The following is a 16,976-nucleotide window of genomic DNA, read 5'->3' as shown; positions in this document are numbered from 1 at the left end:
GCTCTGAACGCAAACTTTTGCCATACGCTAACACAATCTGCACGCTATATCAGTTATGCTAGTACTACACGTATCGGATGGAGGCATTATGACAGCGACTACAGTTTCACACCAAGATCCAACGTTTGCTGATACTCAAACCCAAGAAAAAATCAGTGGAAATCCAAACACACAACAACCTTTGGGAGATATCGTCGTAGGTGTGGACGGTACTCCGGAGTCCTTTGCAGCGTTGCAATGGGCATTACATGTTGCTGGACATTCAGGTCAACGTGTAAATGCAGTTTATGGCTGGGCTCATTCATGGGATAAAAGTGCTCAAGAAAACAGCGATGATGAGTGGAAAAATGGTCGCCATGAAATTGCCCAAATACTTCGACATTGGGTAGAGGAAGCAAGCGAACATATTGATTTCAACCCGGAAAATCTACAACTCACCTCAGTAAAGGCTTCTGGTTCACAAGCACTATTACAAATAGGTGCTGATGCACAACAGATTGTTGTTGGACGACGCACGATGAGCCGCATTGCGCGTTGGTTTTTTGGCTCGCTATCAAATTCGCTAGTCGAGGAAGCAAAAGTCCCAGTAACTGTAGTGCGTTGCGATGACGACCCTGAAATTATGTCAGTGCAAGAAAGCATTGTTCAAGCGCTTACTGCACCTGAGCATCATGGACACTATACTCAGCAAGAGCATGCACAAAGCTTAACCATGGAGCATCAAGATCAGTTAATTGCTGTAGATAACGCATACACTGACGATACTCTTTCAGCACCTGCTCTGTATAAAGGTATGCATTTACGCCCGATTGTTGTTGGTGTAGATGGTTCAAAAATCGCATCTCGCGCATTAGCTTTTGCCGCTATGAGTGCTTGTATTGAGCAACGACCTCTACATATTATGTTTTTCTGGCAAATAAAAGACTTAGCGTCACTCAGTAATGATGATGTTACTGTTCCATCATTGCAAGAAGGGCAACAATATGCAGAACAGGTTCTTGCAAAAATCGTTGATAAAGCCTATAACGACGGCGTATTTGATGGTATTGAAGTAGTTGCACACGCGTATCATATTTCTGCTGGCAAAGGTTTATCAACAGCATCAGCGCATGCCAACCGCATTATTGTAGGTTCAAGAGGACTAACAGGCATTGATGCCGAGGTACTCGGGTCAGTTTCTAAACAAATCCTCGATGCAGCACAGTGCACGGTAACTGTTGTGCATTAAGTTGTAAATGCTATGTATTACGTGTATTACTGCGAAATACACGTAATACATAGCATTTATATTAGGGACTACTCCGATAGCTCCTCACTTACGCCATCAGTTTTGTCCATGTCATCTTCATCAGCAGCATCGGTATCAGTAGTATCAGTCTTAGACGTGTTGAACATACCTTTGGACCGTTCATCGGCAGCTTGTTCCAATGCATCTATAGACTCTCGCTCTACACGAGGAGCTTGAGCCACAATATCAATATGCATATCATCAAAAGCTGGCTTGGGTTGCACCCAGAGATGTGAAGGTGTTAGCGGCTCAATATCTGAGTGCTGACCACATCCGTGATCACGAGACACTACTCGACCATCGTCAGGACTCCACACATTGGCACACACACCAAACATAAGATTTAATTCGCCACTCAGTGGAACAAAGAACCCACAAGTTTGACACACTGATCCATCTGCTGCCTTAGTGGATAATGACTTTGGTCCATGCTGACCCGCATACCACCGCTCAGCTGCCTGCGCACGCCCGTATGGTGTCAACACACGACGGCGTGAAAGCTCCATCTCTTGAACTACTTCCAATTCTTCTTGTAGTTCTTGCGTCTGCGTTTTATGCAGTTGCTCTTGACCATCAGTAAAATGCTGAGACTTAAAATCACCTGAATGCTCAACAGACGATACGTGCTGTACGGACTGTAGCAAGGTGCGATCTTGGCTATACAGCCGTATAACTCCTTGACCGTGTACTAACTGATGTGGATCTGATTGATGATCGTCTAAAATGTCATGGACTACTTCATCAACTGATCGTGTTTTTCTAAAACCAGTTTCCAGACGCGCGTCATCTTGTTCTGTGCCGATTACATCAGTCACTGATAAATCGCTTGGCAGTAATCTGTCCTTCCAAGGAATCCACTGTGGAGGCAGTAACGAATCCTCACCTGGGATGAGTGAAGACTCATTAACAGTCCATTGTTCACGATCAACATCATGATACAGTGTTACTGACCATTGCCATCCCTCATAACCTTTCATATTGGAGCTGAACCGAAAATCAACAACCTGTGGTTCTATAGCAAAGGCTGCAACAGCATCGCCAACTTGCTCGGGATTATCAGCAACTTCAAGTGCAACACTACGTGCCAAATCAAGAACATCATGAGCTATTGTTCCCATATCAATGCGTTCTACAGTATTGTCCTGTATCTGTTCTTGTGGCACGTTTGCTCCCTACACCTTAAAGACTCTAGACTACTCTTCTACATCAAAATTATCAGCAACAGCACGCATAACTTTGGCTAATTTACGTGATTCTGCTGCAGAAGGATAACGATGACGACGCAAAGTATTACCAGCATGATCAAGTAGCTTAATCAAATCTTCAACAATAGCAGCCATATCATCTGCTGAAGGACGACTTGCTTTAACCATTGATGGTGCTGGCGCCAATAATTCTATACCCATTGCCTGAGGTCCACGACGCCCTTCGACTAGGGAAAACTCTACTTTTGCCCCTTTTCGAAGCGTTGTTACTCCTGCTGGTAGTGCTGAAGCAGGAAGATATACGTCATTGCCATCATCACTTGCAATAAAGCCATATCCCTTTTTGGCATCGAACCAACGAATCTTTCCGCTTGGCATTTCATCACCTCTACTTCAGATTACAAAGTAAACCGACCATCTATTGTACTCTATCCGTTGCACCATTCAACAATACCCACTCAATTCGCTAAGAGAATAGTTAGCAATAAGACGGTCTGACACATAATTGGGTAGTCGAATTCTCCATGTCCAATCAATACTACGAATACTATTCTTGGGTAGGTTGATCCTGCGTAATGCTATCGGTATCAGCCGGCAGTACCACAGTAAAGGTTAAGCCACCTTGTGGAGTATGTGATGCACAGATCAATCCGTGATGCGCTTTTACTGCTGATTGGGCAATAGCCATACCTAGACCAGTGCCTCCTTTTTCCCGTGTACGCGATAAATCTGCAGTGTAAAAACGCTCAAAAATCATATGCAAATCATGCGGTTGTAGGCCAGGACCATGGTCAATAATTCTCAGCACTGCATAATTATGTAATGGTGCAGTTATCTCCTGATGTTGTGTCGCATTATCACTGTCATGCAGTTGCTGGGCAGCATACTGAGCAGAGCGAACAAATGAGTCCAGAGACTCGACTGAGGAGTTCATCGCTGCTAGCTCCTGTGGTGTCATATAGGCAGGGATCAGTGAAAGCGCCATCTGTACAGGAGAATCCTGTGGGGTATACCGATGAATATTGCCCACAATATTGGTAATAACCTGACGTAGACGATTTTGATCAGCATACATCCAAAGGTCAGGCGGAAGCTGCTGAATAAACTTCAGTCGATGTACTGCTTCCTCTGGGTTATTCGTCTGAATCTGTGTCACTTCAAGTGACCCCAAATCAATAGGACGTTCAGGATTAAGCGCGTGTAAATCTTCACACGCATCATGCACAATACGCGTAATATTGGTGCGATGTGTAAGGTCTACACCTCGACCTTCATCCATACGTGCCAAGGACAGTAAATCTTCAACTAGTGCTGACATTCTTGAGCTCGACTGTTCAATATGCTTAATAGATTCGTCCGCTCTTTCTAACGCACCAGGATAATTACGCTGCATACGGTACAACTCAGCATATCCATGGATAGTAGCCAGTGGCGTGCGTAATTCATGGCTTGCATCAGATACAAAACGCTTCATTTTCTCCGTAGTACGCTGCTGCTCAATAAAGCTTCCTTCGATTCTAGAAAGCATACGGTTCAAAGAGCGAGATAGAGACCCAACCTCTGTATTTTCTGGGGCCTGCGGTACACGCTGAGACAAGTCACCATCAGCAATTTGAGCAGCAGTTTTTTCAATACGCTTCAACGGTCGCAGTGTGCGCTCAATAGCCATAGAAGCCAATACTGTTGCCAGCAATGCTGTAGCAACACCTACTGCGATAAAGTATTTGGTGACAATTTGCATAGTGTCTTGCATGTCATACAATGACAAACCAATAAATGCTACACCTTTTGCTCCCTGAGTAATCACTTCACCACGCGCGTTCTTGACTTCAGGAACTGTCCAATTCACTGCAAGCACGCGCCAAGGAGCATTAGCCATACGCACTGAAGCACGAGAGTTATTGCCGATAATCTGAACAGCGGCATTAGTAGTAAAAGGCTGACCAATTTGTATATTGCCAATTGATCCTGATGGTGGGAGCACTGGAGCTGAGCTCACTCCATCAGGAAGTACCGGCATAAGCGGCGTACCCTGAATCACATAATGCGAGTCCCGTAGCTGCAAATAATAATCAGTTAAGCCCATAGAATCAGTTCGGTCTGACTGCTGTAAAGTATTAATATTATTCAGCACTAATTCAGACTGTCTCATTAACTGAGTGTCCGTTTTGTCAATAATATAACTACCAACTAGCTGTCTGACAGCAAAACCAACCACAGCACTACTAGCGAGTAGTAGCACAAGAATAATAGAAACCAGTCGCGTGGAAAGCGGCACTGCATCAAGATATTGCAATACTGTTCGTTTCGTAGATGTACGAACTTTTTTCGCATGCTGTTGTTCTGTGTTTCCAGTAAAGTCAGTCTGCTCGTTGAACTGGCCATACTCAGTCGTGTCGGGTGAGGAAGTAGAAACTGCAACAGTTTCTTGCTGCTCATCTTGTTCATATTGCTTATGCTCATGCTGCGTAGATGGATTCGCAGCATGATGCAGTTCGGCGGGTTGATACGTACTAGGCTGCTGTGTATCAGCGACTGGGCTTGAGTGCGACGAGCTCAACTGCTTATCCACCGCTTGGGAAATTTGGTCAGGATGATGATTCAACGCTCCATCCGATAATATGGCAGCATCATCGCGATTGTTTTCTTTCTGGGACATATTGCTCCTGAAAACACTCTACTGTTGTTCGCGAATCATATACCCAATGCCGCGCTTTGTTTGAATAAGTGGAGTCACCTTTTGCTCATTGCCTTGTGCATCGGTGTAGGTAATGCCATCAACTTTTTTTCGCAAGTAAGAGATATATGACTCAACGATAGCTGCATCGCCACCCCAGTCGTATTGCCATACGTGATCAAGTATTTGTGCTTTAGACAATACGCGACCTTCATTATCCATCAAGTAGCGTAAGAGTTTGTACTCTGTCGGACTTAAATCAATTGCTACACCATGACGCGAAACATCATGCGAATCTTCGTTAATCTCTAAGTCTGCAACACGAATAATTGGATCAGCAGCTTCTTGTTCACGGGTTCGTCTTAAAATCGCTCGAATCCTAGCTACTACTTCTTCCAGACTAAAGGGCTTCGTAACATAGTCATCGCCGCCAACAGTTAACCCCATAATCTTATCCTGGGTGTCGTCGCGAGCAGTGAGAAAAAGTACTGGAGATGTAATGCCTTCTTGCCGAATTCTTCTTGTTACCGTAAAACCATCAATATCAGGAAGCATAACATCCATCACAATAAGATCAGGTTGCTCCCGTTCAATAACTTCGATAGCCTCACTACCTGTACCGGCAGTAGATACCTCAAATCCGGAAAAATGCAATGATGCTACAAGGAGCTCACGGATGGATGGTTCGTCATCAACAACTACAATTGATGCTTCTATTGCTGCACTCATGTTCTCAAGTATACGGAGTAAAACTGATAATTTTCTGAAAGAAAACTTAAAGCCTAGTTTAAGATATTCACTCTTTCCTATTTGCACGATGAGAACGTGATCTACGTTCCAATTGTCTACGTACACTACGCTGTCGTTGATAACGCACTAGTACAAGAACTATACCGATAAGCGCCAATAGCACTACTATGGATACTGCTATTACCGCAACACTATGTCGCTGTATCCACTGCCCAACACTAGGATATCGTTGATCAATAATTGCGTTGGATAATGCAATAGCTGAACCAGCCCAATCAGGATTCTTTTGATTTAATGGTCCGAGTGCAGCATCAGTAAGTGTATCAACGGTTTCTTGGTTGGAAAGCCATGAATCTGAACCCTGTGACACCACTACAACTACATTTCCATCTGCAGAAGCTACTGCCATAAAGACTGTATTTTTAGCAGGATGAGTATTTTGAATATATGTAGTTGCCCACTGTTCGGGATCGCTTGTATCAGCAAAATGTGGAATATACATGAGCTGCAATGTAACTTGTGTTCTAGCATAAACATCATTGATTGCATCATTAACACGGTCTAAATTCCCACCAAGCAAATTCTGCGAATCAATAATATTATCACCTACTACAACACCATGTTCATTTGACTTTGTCGAATCTACGCCTTGCTGTGTATTGTTCTGTGTCGCTATATCAGTTTGGGTATCTGCATAAGACAATGATGGTAGACATATAGCGAGCACTATGCCCCACACAACACCCACTATGCACAAGAGACGAGCTGTCGTCACCATATGCCGATAAATCCTTGTATTGCTATGCTGCATGCTTACTCCCTACTATTTCCATCTGCTACGTATCAATGTTACACATCTTCCTCCACCACTATATGTGCTAGTCACAAAATCACCGATAGGGGGTACATACTTGTTAACATTATTTTGCTAACTTTGCACTTCTTGCCTCTTTTGTTAGTCTCGAAATATCGATCGATGCTTAAGCGCTTCACAGTGTTCAGCGATGAACACTGACCTCATACTTATCCATTACGAATCTACCAAGGAGATAAATGCCACAATATCAAGTAGATCCCGAACAAATCCAAGCAGCATCAGCAGCTGTTTCAGCTTCCGTTTCAAGAATTCGCGAAGCCGTTGCTGGAATGTATAGTTCCCTTACGCAGTTGCAAGATGTCTGGCATGGAGGTGCTGCGGCACAGTTCACCACAGTTAGTGAACAGTGGAAGCAAGCACAACATCAAATGGAACTATCATTAGAGTCAATCCAGCAAGCATTATCTCAGGCTTCTATGGTGTACTCTGATGCTGAAGCTCAAGCAACTAGGCTTTTTGCTTCATAATAAGTTCTTACCACTAATTTCGTAGCATATAGCATGTTTGCGCCTATTATTCTCTGCTCTTTTATGGCGCAAGCATGCCTATTTGTATATCCCGTCACACTCGATAGTCACTTTTGGAAGTAAAAAGCCGGTCAAGTTTCCTTGACCGGCTTATTTTGTTATGCACTAGTGTTAGTTCACTAATTGCCTTGAGCTTTAGTAGCCCATATCAGCTGCTGGAGCTGCTGGAGCTGGTGGCTCTGGCTTATTAGCCACCACAGCTTCAGTAGTCAAGAACAGACCTGCGATAGAAGCAGCATTCTGCAATGCAGAACGAGTCACTTTCACTGGATCGGTAACGCCAGCCTCGAGCAAGTTCTCATACTCATTTGTTGCGGCGTTAAGACCATGACCTTCAGGCAATGAACGAACCTTATCGATAACAACATCGCCTGACAAGCCTGCGTTTTCAGCAATTTGCTTCAATGGAGCCTCAATTGCACGGAATACAATCGCTGCACCTGTTGCCTCATCACCATCAAGCTTGACTTCGGATTGAGCCTTTTGAGCAGCCTGCACCAAGGCTACGCCACCACCTGGGAGCAAACCTTCTTCAATAGCTGCCTTAGCGTTGCGCACAGCATCTTCAATACGATGCTTGCGTTCCTTGACTTCAACATCTGTTGCTGCGCCAACTTTGATTACTGCTACACCGCCAGCGAGCTTAGCAAGACGCTCCTGAAGCTTCTCGCGATCGTAGTCGGAATCAGTGTTTTCAATTTCTGCGCGAATCTGCTTGACACGAGCTGCTACGTCTTCAGAAGAACCAGCACCAGAAACGATGGTAGTCTCATCCTTAGAAACAATAACCTTCTTTGCAGAGCCAAGCACAGACATATCGATGGAGTCAAGCTTCAAACCAAGCTCATCGGAAACAACCTGACCACCGGTAAGAATTGCCATATCCTGCAACATTGCCTTACGGCGATCTCCGAATCCTGGAGCCTTTACCGCGCAAGACTTAAATACGCCACGGATATTGTTCAAAATCAAAGTTGGCAGTGCTTCACCGTCGACATCTTCCGCAATAACCAGCAATGGCTTGCCGGACTTCATTACCAGTTCAGCAATGTGCAGAATGTCATCACGGCTTGAAACTTTACCTGAAGTCAACAAAATATATGGGTCTTCAAGCACTGCAGTCTGATCATCTGCGTTGGTTACGAAATAAGGTGCAATGTAGCCCTTATCAAAACGCATACCTTCAGTAAACTCTAGATCCAAACCAAAGCGATTGTTGTCCTCTACGGTGACAACACCGTCTTGTCCAACCTTATCCAAAGCCTCAGCGATCTTCTCGCCCACTTCTGGATCTGCAGCAGAAATCGTTGCAGTTGCAGCAATCTGCTCCTTGGTTTCTACATCCTTAGCTGCTGCGAGCAATTCCTTAACAATTGCTTCGCTTGCAAGCTCAATACCACGACGCAATGCAATTGGATTGGAACCTGCTGCTACGTTCTTCAGACCTTCGTGAACAACTGCCTGTGCCAATACTGTTGCTGTGGTTGTACCATCACCAGCAACATCATCGGTCTTCTTTGCAACTTCCTTCACCAGCTCTGCGCCGATACGCTCATATGGATCTTCGAGCTCAATTTCCTTAGCAATAGAAACACCATCATTAGTGATTGTTGGTGCTCCGTAAGTCTTATCGAGGACTACATTACGACCCTTTGGACCAAGGGTGACCTTAACGGTATCAGCGAGCTTATCAAGGCCTTCGAGCATTCCTTGACGTGCTTCCTCGTCATAAGCAATAATCTTTGCCACGGTTTCCTCCACCTGACGAACTATCGTTTACTCACTTTCAGCATGTTAGTCAAAGTCGTCAGCTACTTTGTCACTCTCATGCTTTGAGTGCTAACTGTGAGATTAGCACTCTCACTCGATGAGTGCCAATTATTTTTATAAAATACGCCGTTGGCGAGAAACCAACGGCGTATTAAATGCTATCTTTTATTGTATTTTCAAGGATTTCAGCATATGTAAAAAATATGTATTATTGCATTAGCGCCACAGCTACGGGCGTTTCCAAACCATTCGCTTGTGTGACCTGACTAATGCCAAGCTGTTTAGCTACATCTTCTGCGGTAGCCCGGTCGGATTCATTTTCGTACCATACTGTGCTCACCTGTGGCAATGTTGCAGCATTGTTAGGATTCTTAGGTGTAACACTGGTATATCCAGAAGAAGTTAATGTACTGGCATGTTGCGCTGCATACCCGTTTATACCTGTACCATTATACACGGTAATAGCAATTGCGCGGTTCACACTCTGTTGTTGCGGCTGATTCTGAGACTGTTCCTGATGAGATTGATTATTTGCATCTGTAGCATTTGCAGAATTAGTAGCATCTGTTTGTTGCGTATCGTCAGATGTGCTGCTATTTTCTGTAGATTTCTTTTCCTCAGAAGACTTTGATGTGTCAGATGTGTCAGTTGTTTGTTGCGTATCCTTCTTCTTACTATCCTTGTTGCTCGAAGTTGTGCTCTGGGCAGTAGTAGCGTTAAAGCGTGTTGGCTGCTGACCGCCGAAACCAGAGAGCCAAATAAACGCACCTAAGCCACACAGCGCGGCAACAATAAGGACAACAAGATATGGAGCCACTCTTGTCATAACACCACGCTGACCACGATGCAAGCCCGCAGGACCTGGCTGCGGATTTTCAAACTCATCCTCTACATCTGGTCGACCATTACTATGCTGATAATCACTCATACGTCCTCCCAAAGTCTTTTATAGTTTACAATCAGGTCAGGCTTTTCTCCAATGGACACTTCAAACAGCATATAAAACTTTACTTTTAGAGTTCTTCATGTACCTCTACACTAGTTGCTATGCATGCATTATTCGATGAATCAACAGCACATCAGCAAGACCAATCACAAGAACTGAGACAAACACAACAAGGAAAACATATCAAGCCTCTTGCAGAACTTATTGATCCAGACTGGGCACGAGTATTAGCACCTGTTGAGCCAACTATTCATCACATGGGAGATTTCTTGCGCGAGCAAATGCGACAAGGCAAACAATTTTTACCAGCAAGTTCCAATATTTTGCGTGCTTTTACCATTCCTTTTTACTCCATACGTGTACTTATTGTTGGTCAAGACCCCTACCCCACACCGGGTCATCCTGTAGGCTTGAGTTTTTCAGTAAATCCGCAAGTTCACCCATTACCGGCATCTTTACAGAATATTTTTACCGAATTGCATGATGATCTTGGTATTGCTCCTCCAAGTACAGGAGATCTCACCCCCTGGACTCAACAAGGAGTGATGCTATTAAACAGATGCTTAACTGTAGAACCAGGAAAGCCAAATAGTCATCGTGGTCTTGGATGGGAAACTGTAACTGACCAAGCAATTCGCGCACTGAATGCCCGAACAGACGAACAAGGACAGTCCCTGCCCCTGGTAGCAATTCTCTGGGGTAAGCAAGCACAATCTCTTGCGCCGTTACTGTCCCACGCAACACTTATTGAATCACCTCACCCAAGCCCGTTATCTGCGTATCGTGGTTTCTTTGGATCAAAACCATTCTCACGAGCCAACCAAGCACTAATTGCACAAGGGGCAGAGCCAGTAGATTGGTCTTTATCATAAAATCGCTAACCTATGTACATGGGATAATACTTTCGTATCCGTTTATGCAATAGTATCATTCGTCAACTTGTGTATATTGCTTGCATATATCAACGAAAGGTTGTGCCAGTATCATTGCAATGGCATAATACAGTTCAGTAAAAGCGTATGCCTATTATTTGAGTAAGTAACCTATATTATTAAGGATAAATTCTTATGGCTATTTTTCCTTCTCGGTCTTCGTCCGATCGTGTGCAGCATAACCAGATACCAATTCCTGCAGCTCCTAAACCTGCCGGTACACTGAATCCGGCAGTTCAAGAAACACAGCAGCAAGTAGTGCTCACACCCGATGATATTGCTCATGCTCAGGAGCTAGCCACGAGACTTCGCCATCATTTTTCGCAAGGTCTTGTTGCTCAAGATAATCTGCGCGAGGCATTGATAACCACAATGGTAGCTTCAGGTCATATTTTGATTGAATCAGTGCCAGGACTTGCAAAAACTACAGCAGCAAAATTACTAGCTACTGCTGTTTCTGGTAGTTTTAAGCGTATTCAATGCACTCCAGACTTAATGCCTTCAGACCTCATTGGCACACAAATTTTTGACTTTGCTTCACAGCATATGACCACACAGATTGGTCCGATCCACGCTAATTTTGTTTTACTCGATGAGATCAACCGCTCGTCAGCAAAAACACAATCAGCAATGTTGGAGGCTATGGCTGAAGGCGCAACGACTATTGGCGGCGAGCGCATCGCCCTGCCAAAGCCGTTCATGGTTATTGCTACACAAAATCCTATTGAAGAAGAGGGTACATACTCGCTACCTGAATCGCAGATGGATAGGTTCTACTTGAAAACAGTACTTGATTATCCTACGCAACAAGATGAGATTGCTATGCTCTCCATGCTTACACGGCGTGGTAGTGATGTTGCTGATGCAGCAGATATGAAACCACCTTTGAGCATTGGCGATGTTGAATTCTTGCGTCGTAGCGCTCGTCAGGTTCATGTTTCACAGCCAATTATGCAATATGCTGTACAACTTGCGCAAACAAGTCGTGGGGAAGGACCTAAACCGATTCAAGGTATTGAGTCTTTGGTACGTCTCGGGGCTAGCCCTCGTGCAAGTATTGCCCTTATTCGCATCGGACAGGCCTCTGCACTGCTTTCTGGGCGTGATTATGTTATTCCAGAAGATATCAAGTCCTTCGCTCATGACGTATTTCGTCATCGTATTCTACTTACTTTTGAGGCACTTGGTGATTCCATAAGTGTTGATCAAGTTATTGACTCTATGATTGAGGCGGTTCCTGTACCATGAGTTCTGTCATGTCTACTCCTGCGCATAACAGTCAGTGGGTGAGAAAACGCATTGAAGCCGTAGGATCTTCTTTGAGTTTGCCAGCTGCTCGTAGGGCCTTAGGGTTACTGGAAGGAGTTCATCAGTCACTCGCACGTGGTTCAGGACTCGATATGCGTGGCTCGCACCCTTATACTGCTGGGGAAGAAGCTCGGCATATTGACTGGAAAGCTAGTGCTCGTATCGGCAAACCTATGGTTATAGACTATGAAAAATCAGGGAACGATACAGTATTATGTATCCTTGATACATCGGAACGTATGTATACTCTTTCACCAAGTTCTGAGCGCATTATTGATATTGCTACTGATACTTTGCGTATGCTAGGAGCATTAGCCATACGTCGTGGTGATGAAATCGCACTGTTTTCTGCTACTGAGCAAGCTCTTACTCGAATCCCTTGTAATGGTGGATATCGCGGTTTACACGCCGCATTAGAACGTATTGAACAGCAAAATCAATCTCAGGAACGTGATATTGATAGCATACTTACTTTTTTGAAAAAAGATATACATAGGCATGCGCTGACAGTTATTGCAACCGATGAATTGGCTTGGACCAGCGAACATATCAACACTCTGCGTATTCTTGCACAACAACGACCGATTATTCTCGTTACTGTTGAACGAATGAATCCTCTTTCACCAGATGGTTCACGTATTGTTGATGGAGCAACCGGTCGTTATATTCCTGCATTTTTGAGAACGCAAACGCTCAGCGAAGAAGTACGCACAAGACGAGATTTTCTGGCACAACACATGAGACGTGAACTTACTGCAGTAGCAGCTACAGTCATACGTGCAGACTCGAGCGAGACTATGTTTACTACTGTACTGCAAACTATTAGCCAATCAATGAGACTGTCAGCGGGTTCCAGTTCAGGGCTATATTCTACACATCCAAAATCGTATGCCTCGTCGTACCATAAACAGATTCACAACGATTAGGGTTAACTTATGCCTAGTGTAATATTCGCTGCGTCGCAAGTTCCGTTGCTCGATACTATGCCAACTACTCTTTGGATGATCATTGCCTTAAGCTGTGGTGGCATAGCAATCGTGTCCATTATTATTACCCTACTGCTGTGGAATAAGCATACCACCCAACAAGTTGGTGCACATTCAGCGCATACGTCTTTATCGCAGTGGCGTCAACGCATTGAAGATGTTCGCATACAGTACCATCAAGAACATATTTCCAGTGATCAAGCATATATTTTATTAGCTGAAATAGCGCGGGATTTCGCGTCCGAACGATTACAAACCGATATCAGTGCACAAACACTGACTGATCTACAGGCTCTGGAACGCGCGCGACACCATGCTCAGGGTATTGATTTATTACGTCAAACCATCGCTGCACTGTATCCGCCAGAGTTCGCCGATCAGCAAACTCATGCTCTAGCGCGCGAAGTCCATGTTGACCAAGCAGCAGGGTGGGTTGCTAATCTTGTTGAGAGGTGGAAAGCATGATCTTTGGGTGGACTTTACGTTGGCCAATTGCTGGTTTAGTTTGTGCTATTGCAGTAATTGTTACTAGCGGTATTGCGTTCTGGCTTACGCGACGTCACCGTGCTATTACTCTTGATACTCAGGATCGTGTCGTTTGGGATGTCGAGCAAGACTTACAAGGTGAGCTCATCACTAAACAGCGCAAGTTGTATATCACACTGCGACGCGTAGTGGTAGCAATCATGATATTGATAGGGCTTTGTCTGTCGTTACTTATTGCTCGACCAAGCACAGTAAACCGTAGTAGTAGCAATAATGCCACACGAGATATTGTGTTGTGCCTTGATGTTTCAGGATCTACGCTACCTTATGATAAAGAAGTAATTGATACCTACATCTCCCTAGTCAATCATTTTCAGGGAGAGCGCATTGGATTGAGTATTTTTAATTCCACGTCCAAAATCATTTTCCCTTTAACAGATGATTATAAGGTTGTGCGCCAGCAACTCCAGCATGCTAGTAAACTACTCAATGGCGTGGTGAATCAAGACAGTATTGATAACATGAGTGATGCTCAGTATCAAGATGTTGCTGATTGGTTAGACGGTACACAAAATAGAGAGCAAGCTACATCACTTATTGGTGATGGTCTTATTAGTTGTGCTGCTATGCTCCCTCAATTTAGCCAATTTTTGCAAAATGATAACGCAACACAGTCCAAGCCTTCTGAAAGCAACGCTCAGCAACGCTCAGCCTCTATAGTATTTGCAACTGATAACGTACTTTCTGGAACTCCAACATATCAACTCAGTCAAGCACTTGATCTTACCCAGCAAGCATCTATTGCTGTTGACGGTTTGTATTCCGGACCCGCTGAGTCAAGTGGTGAAGATACCACACAAGCTATGAAACGCGATATTGAATCACACCAAGGCTTATTCCTCACACAAGATACGGGTTCAGATACTTCGCAATCTGTTTCGCAGCTTATTACACAGATTCAAGAGCGCCGCGGGTACGCTGACACCAGCACCCGTGCAGATCTCGTTGATCGTCCTCAGCCAGTATTGGTGGTATTGCTGATACTTATTGTAGTACTACTTACGCTTGAATGGAGGTTACGTCAGTAATGCAAATCGCTTCAAGCAATGCCCTAACTTTGGCTCAACCGTTTTCTCAAATCTTGTCATCATTGCATTGTTCTCCACTGTTTGGCTGGATTGTCAGTGGCATACTCTCCGCAATTTGTGGTGTAGCCGCCCTAGGTATACTCGTCATTGTTGTTAAGAAAATTCCTAGAAAACATACAAATCAGACTTCAGCTCACACCGTATTGACGGATGCCTCCAGAATCGATTGGATGCGACGAGCGCTAATTATGCTATGCATGGGAATAATATTCCTCGGTCCAAGTATTACTAGACCTTCCACTACTCAAGCAGTCAAAAATACAGATATTCTTATTGCTGTTGACACTACCGGTTCTATGGCGGTCCATGATGCGCAATACGGCTCAGATCAGCAATTAACACGGTTGCAAGTTGCTCAACAAGTAGTTAAAGATTCTGTATCACAATTCCCTAATGCCAGTTATGCAGCAATCCGTGTAGGAACATCAGGATCGGTGGCACTTCCACTGACGCCTGATGCTCTTGCTATTGCAAATTGGTCTTCAACATTACGTCCAGAACCTACTACAGCCTCGCATGGCTCTAATCTCGATAAAGCCCTTGATGCACTCATCCCATTAGCTCGTGATACGCGAAAAGCACATCCACAAGATACGATTATTGTGTTGTATATTACGGATGGTGAGCAGACCGGTACTACCACGAGGCGGTCTTTTGCATCATTGCGGCAATCTGTTGATCATGCATTAGTCATCGGCGTGGGTAGTGCAGAGGGTGGAACAGTACCTACAGTTGATACTGATGGCGTTATTGATGATCAACATCCTGTGCTTGATCCAAGCACCGGACAGCCTGGTATTTCTGCAAGAAACGAGAAAAATCTCTCTGATATTGCCGATGAAATGAGTGGGAGTATGTGTCTAACTGATAGCACCCATACCTGTATGAGCGCACAGGATACATCATTACAACATACATTCACATCGTGGAGAATTGAACACAGCAATAAACCTGTTGAGCAAGAAGAACTGCTTGTCTGGCCTTTTGTAATGATTATGCTTCTACTCTTAATCTGGGAAGCTGGCGTTTGGACGTATCGTTCTAGGAGGGCATTATGAGTATATTGCGTCGTTATCGAAGGCGTATTATCCCTCTGTGTATTACCTGTGTTTGCGTGTGTATAAGTATTATTGCGTGCTATCACTGGGGTGTGATTATAAAAAATAATCATGCCATTGAGGCATATAATGCGAATGCTCGTCAGTATAATACCGAAAAACATGCTGACCTTGACCAGCTCATTGCAGCTCAACGCCAAGTCGATGCCCAGTTTGCAGATGTACTACGCATCTCCCCTTTGCTATTGCCAAGTATTCATCACGATATTGAAGAGAATGCTAAAACGTCACAAGCGCTCAGTAAACAACTCGAGCACGATCTAGCACAACGTAATGGTACTGATACTGATAGTGCTACTGCAGCGCAGGAAGCTAAACAACGTAAGCAAGGAACTTCGAAAGCAAACAGCAGCACTGACAAAGAGAAAATCAATAGTGTACTAAACAACAATACAAAGCTTGATGCCAGTATGCTTCCGTCGAATAATCAGTCACAGAATTCAAGTACACAAAACACGCCACAACCATGGTGATGCGGAAAATTGACAGTACAGCGTTTTTCGTCAATGGATAACAGCCTTCCTTAAGGCTTCATCTTACAGTGACACTATGCTGTAATGTCTTTATGATTAAACCACATGAGTATTACACGGCATATATAACAAACTTTTTCCCATCACGCAGTGTGTTTTCCCCTTCTCTTACCGCTGCGTCAGCTCGACCTGCAGGCGTGATGTCCCCTCTCACCACTGCAGGTCGGGCCCCTTTGTGCCCCTGCACCACAGTAACAGCCCAAGCCATATCACAGCTGTCAAACGAAGCACTTGCTAGTGCAAGACTATTTACTCAAGCCCAAGAAACACTTGTTCAGTGTCAGCACATCGCATGGGATGGTCCAGCAGCCGCACAATTCAAGCGCATTTGTACTGCTATCCAGCAACAAGCCGCTGATGGCGAAACACAAACGCGAAATCTCATTAACGAAATTCATCAATGGACATAACGTAAAAAGAGAAGG

The 16,976-nt window shown here is 44.4% G+C and carries 17 protein-coding genes; 10 read left to right on the top strand and 7 right to left on the bottom strand.

What is annotated here, in order from left to right:
* Positions 1-88: 88 nt before the first annotated feature.
* The gene (locus tag IEU85_RS01260; RefSeq protein ID WP_188354434.1) at positions 89-1,228 is read left to right on the top strand and encodes a universal stress protein; all 1,140 of its coding nucleotides are present in this window, start codon (positions 89-91) and stop codon (positions 1,226-1,228) included.
* Positions 1,229-1,296: 68 nt separating this feature from the next.
* On the opposite strand, the gene IEU85_RS01255 is transcribed toward IEU85_RS01260, so the two are convergent.
* From IEU85_RS01255 to IEU85_RS01235, 5 genes are all read right to left on the bottom strand, one after another.
* Positions 1,297-2,451 carry a DUF3027 domain-containing protein gene (locus IEU85_RS01255; protein WP_188354433.1) on the bottom strand — a complete coding sequence of 385 codons (1,155 nt, stop codon included), beginning with the start codon at positions 2,449-2,451 and terminating at the stop codon, positions 1,297-1,299.
* A 30-nt stretch (positions 2,452-2,481) separates the two neighbouring features.
* Positions 2,482-2,871 carry a cold-shock protein gene (locus IEU85_RS01250; RefSeq protein WP_188354432.1) on the bottom strand — a complete coding sequence of 130 codons (390 nt, stop codon included), beginning with the start codon at positions 2,869-2,871 and terminating at the stop codon, positions 2,482-2,484.
* A 169-nt stretch (positions 2,872-3,040) separates the two neighbouring features.
* Positions 3,041-5,152 (bottom strand): sensor histidine kinase, encoded by a 2,112-nt coding sequence (locus IEU85_RS01245; RefSeq protein WP_188354431.1) that lies wholly within the window; start codon positions 5,150-5,152, stop codon positions 3,041-3,043.
* A gap of 18 nt (positions 5,153-5,170) precedes the next feature.
* Entirely contained in the window at positions 5,171-5,899 is a 729-nt protein-coding gene (locus tag IEU85_RS01240; RefSeq protein ID WP_188354430.1) for a response regulator transcription factor, read from the bottom strand.
* A gap of 67 nt (positions 5,900-5,966) precedes the next feature.
* The gene (locus tag IEU85_RS01235) at positions 5,967-6,731 is read right to left on the bottom strand and encodes a TPM domain-containing protein (protein ID WP_188354429.1); all 765 of its coding nucleotides are present in this window, start codon (positions 6,729-6,731) and stop codon (positions 5,967-5,969) included.
* 242 nt (positions 6,732-6,973) lie between these two features.
* Here IEU85_RS01235 and IEU85_RS01230 point away from each other — a divergent pair, with 242 nt between their 5' ends.
* Complete coding sequence (locus tag IEU85_RS01230; RefSeq protein WP_188354428.1) at positions 6,974-7,264, top strand: WXG100 family type VII secretion target; 291 nt, start codon at positions 6,974-6,976, stop codon at positions 7,262-7,264.
* A 195-nt stretch (positions 7,265-7,459) separates the two neighbouring features.
* Here the strand turns inward: IEU85_RS01230 and groL are convergent, their stop codons facing one another.
* Positions 7,460-9,073: a chaperonin GroEL gene (gene groL, locus IEU85_RS01225; RefSeq protein WP_188354427.1), complete on the bottom strand. Its 1,614-nt coding sequence runs from the start codon at positions 9,071-9,073 to the stop codon at positions 7,460-7,462.
* Between the two features lie 229 nt (positions 9,074-9,302).
* Positions 9,303-10,022: a LytR C-terminal domain-containing protein gene (locus IEU85_RS01220; protein ID WP_188354426.1), complete on the bottom strand. Its 720-nt coding sequence runs from the start codon at positions 10,020-10,022 to the stop codon at positions 9,303-9,305.
* Positions 10,023-10,141: 119 nt separating this feature from the next.
* On the opposite strand from IEU85_RS01220, the gene IEU85_RS01215 reads away from it, so the two are divergent.
* From IEU85_RS01215 to IEU85_RS01180, 8 genes are all read left to right on the top strand, one after another.
* Positions 10,142-10,912 (top strand): uracil-DNA glycosylase, encoded by a 771-nt coding sequence (locus tag IEU85_RS01215; protein ID WP_188354425.1) that lies wholly within the window; start codon positions 10,142-10,144, stop codon positions 10,910-10,912.
* A gap of 195 nt (positions 10,913-11,107) precedes the next feature.
* Positions 11,108-12,220, top strand: a complete 1,113-nt coding sequence (locus IEU85_RS01210) for an AAA family ATPase (RefSeq protein ID WP_188354424.1) — start codon at positions 11,108-11,110, stop codon at positions 12,218-12,220.
* Between the two features lie 38 nt (positions 12,221-12,258).
* Positions 12,259-13,206: a DUF58 domain-containing protein gene (locus IEU85_RS01205; RefSeq protein ID WP_229714671.1), complete on the top strand. Its 948-nt coding sequence runs from the start codon at positions 12,259-12,261 to the stop codon at positions 13,204-13,206.
* Between the two features lie 9 nt (positions 13,207-13,215).
* Positions 13,216-13,731, top strand: coding sequence for a hypothetical protein (locus IEU85_RS01200; RefSeq protein WP_188354422.1), 516 nt, complete (start codon positions 13,216-13,218; stop codon positions 13,729-13,731).
* Complete coding sequence (locus IEU85_RS01195) at positions 13,728-14,840, top strand: VWA domain-containing protein (RefSeq protein WP_188354421.1); 1,113 nt, start codon at positions 13,728-13,730, stop codon at positions 14,838-14,840. Before IEU85_RS01200 ends, IEU85_RS01195 begins: the two co-directional genes overlap by 4 nt.
* Entirely contained in the window at positions 14,822-15,958 is a 1,137-nt protein-coding gene (locus IEU85_RS01190; protein ID WP_188354420.1) for a vWA domain-containing protein, read from the top strand. Before IEU85_RS01195 ends, IEU85_RS01190 begins: the two co-directional genes overlap by 19 nt.
* On the top strand, positions 15,955-16,491 hold the full coding sequence (locus IEU85_RS01185) for a DUF6466 family protein (RefSeq protein WP_188354419.1): 537 nt from the start codon (positions 15,955-15,957) through the stop codon (positions 16,489-16,491). The genes IEU85_RS01190 and IEU85_RS01185 overlap by 4 nt, the downstream gene beginning before the upstream one ends.
* Before the next feature lie 92 nt (positions 16,492-16,583).
* Positions 16,584-16,961 carry a hypothetical protein gene (locus tag IEU85_RS01180; RefSeq protein ID WP_188354418.1) on the top strand — a complete coding sequence of 126 codons (378 nt, stop codon included), beginning with the start codon at positions 16,584-16,586 and terminating at the stop codon, positions 16,959-16,961.
* The last annotated feature ends 15 nt before the right edge of the window (positions 16,962-16,976 follow it).

Source organism: Galliscardovia ingluviei (assembly GCF_014635685.1).
GTDB lineage: Bacteria > Actinomycetota > Actinomycetes > Actinomycetales > Bifidobacteriaceae > Galliscardovia > Galliscardovia ingluviei.
The sequence above is the reverse complement of the archived record's forward strand: the minus strand, read 5'-3'. Positions and strand labels throughout refer to the sequence as shown.